Source organism: Paragemmobacter kunshanensis (assembly GCF_011059185.1).
GTDB lineage: Bacteria > Pseudomonadota > Alphaproteobacteria > Rhodobacterales > Rhodobacteraceae > Paragemmobacter > Paragemmobacter kunshanensis.
On sequence record NZ_JAALFE010000058.1, the window covers coordinates 2,501 to 5,538 of the forward strand.

The 3,038-nt window shown below is 55.2% G+C and carries 1 tRNA gene and 2 rRNA genes (1 of these 3 cut by a window edge); all 3 read left to right on the forward strand.

Features of this window, described 5'->3' with window-relative positions:
* Positions 1 to 2,629 (forward strand): 23S ribosomal RNA (locus G5V65_RS21395); it begins 206 nt to the left of the window's first position.
* Between the two features lie 130 nt (positions 2,630 to 2,759).
* Positions 2,760 to 2,874, forward strand: a 5S ribosomal RNA gene (gene rrf / locus G5V65_RS21400).
* 84 nt (positions 2,875 to 2,958) lie between these two features.
* Positions 2,959 to 3,035: transfer RNA gene (locus G5V65_RS21405), tRNA-Met, on the forward strand.
* Positions 3,036 to 3,038 lie beyond the last annotated feature (3 nt).

Sequence of the window (3,038 nt, forward strand, 5' to 3'; positions counted from 1 at the left end):
GGGGTTTTAGAGCGAACCCGGGGAACTGAAACATCTAAGTACCCGGAGGAAAGGAAATCAATAGAGACTCCGTTAGTAGTGGCGAGCGAACGCGGACCAGCCGAGCCTGGAAGTGTGACTGGAACTGTCTGGAAAGGCAGGCCATAGCGGGTGACAGCCCCGTACAGGAAGCACCACGGGACATATCAAGTAGGGCGGGACACGTGAAATCCTGTCTGAAGATCGGAGGACCACCTCCGAAGGCTAAGTACTCCTTGCTGACCGATAGCGAACCAGTACCGTGAGGGAAAGGTGAAAAGCACCCCGACGAGGGGAGTGAAACAGTACCTGAAACCGGACGCCTACAAGCAGTCGGAGGGGCCTTGAGCCCTGACGGCGTACCTTTTGTATAATGGGTCAACGACTTGGTCTAACGAGCGAGCTTAAGCCGATAGGTGTAGGCGCAGCGAAAGCGAGTCTTAAAAGGGCGCATGAGTTCGTTGGATCAGACCCGAAACCAGATGATCTAGCCATGAGCAGGATGAAGGTTGGGTAACACCAACTGGAGGTCCGAACCAACACCCGTTGAAAAGGGTCTGGATGACTTGTGGCTAGGGGTGAAAGGCCAATCAAATCTGGAGATAGCTGGTTCTCCGCGAAAGCTATTTAGGTAGCGCCTCGGACGAATACCTTGGGGGGTAGAGCACTACATGGGTGATGGGGGCCCACAGCCTTACTGAGCCTAAGTAAACTCCGAATACCCAAGAGTACTATCCGGGAGACACACGGCGGGTGCTAACGTCCGTCGTGAAGAGGGAAACAACCCTGACCTGCAGCTAAGGCCCCTAATTCGTGGCTAAGTGGGAAAGCATGTGGGACGGCCAAAACAACCAGGAGGTTGGCTTAGAAGCAGCCATCCTTTAAAGATAGCGTAACAGCTCACTGGTCTAGACAAGCTGTCCTGCGGCGAAGATGTAACGGGGCTCAAGCCACGAGCCGAAGCTCAGGATGCATAGCAATATGCGTGGTAGCGGAGCGTTCTGTGATATAGCTTCATGTGTTTTATCCGCCGCGAGGTGGATCGAACACGCGAAGCTTTCTGTGAAGCCGGGCCGTGAGGCATCCGGTGGAGAGATCAGAAGCGAGAATGTTGACATGAGTAGCGACAAAGAGGGTGAGAGACCCTCTCGCCGAAAGTCCAAGGGTTCCTGCTTAAAGCTAATCTGAGCAGGGTAAGCCGGCCCCTAAGGCGAGGCCGAAAGGCGTAGTCGATGGGAACCAGGTTAATATTCCTGGGCCAGGAGGAAGTGACGGATCTCAAAGGTTGTCTGCCCTTATCGGATTGGGTGGGCAGCTCAGAGGTTCCTGGAAATAGCCCTCCATCAGACCGTACCCTAAACCGACACAGGTGGACTGGTAGAGTATACCAAGGCGCTTGAGAGAACCACGTTAAAGGAACTCGGCAAAATGCCTCCGTAAGTTCGCGAGAAGGAGGCCCCGTCTGTAGGCAACTATGGGCGGGGGGCACAAACTAGGGGGTGGCGACTGTTTACTTAAAACACAGGGCTCTGCGAAGCCGTAAGGCGACGTATAGGGTCTGACGCCTGCCCGGTGCTGGAAGGTTAAAAGGAGGGGTGCAAGCTCCGAATTGAAGCCCCAGTAAACGGCGGCCGTAACTATAACGGTCCTAAGGTAGCGAAATTCCTTGTCGGGTAAGTTCCGACCTGCACGAATGGCGTAACGATCTCCCCGCTGTCTCTAACGTGGACTCAGCGAAATTGAACTGTGTGTCAAGATGCACACTTCCCGCGGTTAGACGGAAAGACCCCATGAACCTTTACTCCAGCTTTGCACTGGCATCAGGATTGTGATGTGCAGGATAGGTGGTAGGCATCGAAGCGGGGACGCCAGTTCCCGTGGAGCCTCCCTTGAGATACCACCCTTCGCACTCTTGATGTCTAACCGCGGCCCGTTATCCGGGTCCGGGACCCTGCATGGTGGGGAGTTTGACTGGGGCGGTCGCCTCCCAAACAGTAACGGAGGCGCGCGAAGGTTGGCTCAGAGCGGTCGGAAATCGCTCGTTGAGTGCAATGGCAGAAGCCAGCCTGACTGCAAGACTGACAAGTCGAGCAGAGACGAAAGTCGGCCATAGTGATCCGGTGGTCCCAAGTGGGAGGGCCATCGCTCAACGGATAAAAGGTACTCTGGGGATAACAGGCTGATGATGCCCAAGAGTCCATATCGACGGCATCGTTTGGCACCTCGATGTCGGCTCATCTCATCCTGGGGCTGGAGCAGGTCCCAAGGGTATGGCTGTTCGCCATTTAAAGAGGTACGTGAGCTGGGTTTAGAACGTCGTGAGACAGTTCGGTCCCTATCTGCCGTGGGTGTAGGAGACTTGAGAAGAGTTGCCCCTAGTACGAGAGGACCGGGGTGAACGTTCCACTGGTGGACCAGTTGTCGTGCCAACGGCAGTGCTGGGTAGCTATGAACGGACAGGATAACCGCTGAAGGCATCTAAGCGGGAAGCCCCCTTCAAAACAAGGTCTCCCTTGAGGGCCGTGGAAGACCACCACGTCGATAGGCCGGAGGTGTAAGCGCAGCAATGCGTTCAGCTGACCGGTACTAATTGCCCGATAGGCTTGATTTGATCCAGAAACAGCAAGGCAAACGCCCTGCCTGGACAGTCAAAAGCAAACCATAGACTTGAAACAATGAAACTGATGAAGCGCGCCAGAACCTGCCAAACGCAGACAAAAGCGCGCGTGTTTCTTCCTCGGTTTGGTGGTCATAGCACGAGCAAAACACCCGGTCCCATCCCGAACCCGGCCGTTAAGTGCCGTCGCGCCAATGGTACTCCGTCTCAAGACGTGGGAGAGTAGGTCACCGCCAAACCTAGAAAGAAACACGATACTCTCTCTCAACGATGATCATATACCCCGATCGCAAACCAAAAAGCCCTCGGGATACCACAACGGACGCGGGGTGGAGCAGCCCGGTAGCTCGTCAGGCTCATAACCTGAAGGCCGCAGGTTCAAATCCTGCCCCCGCAACCAAAA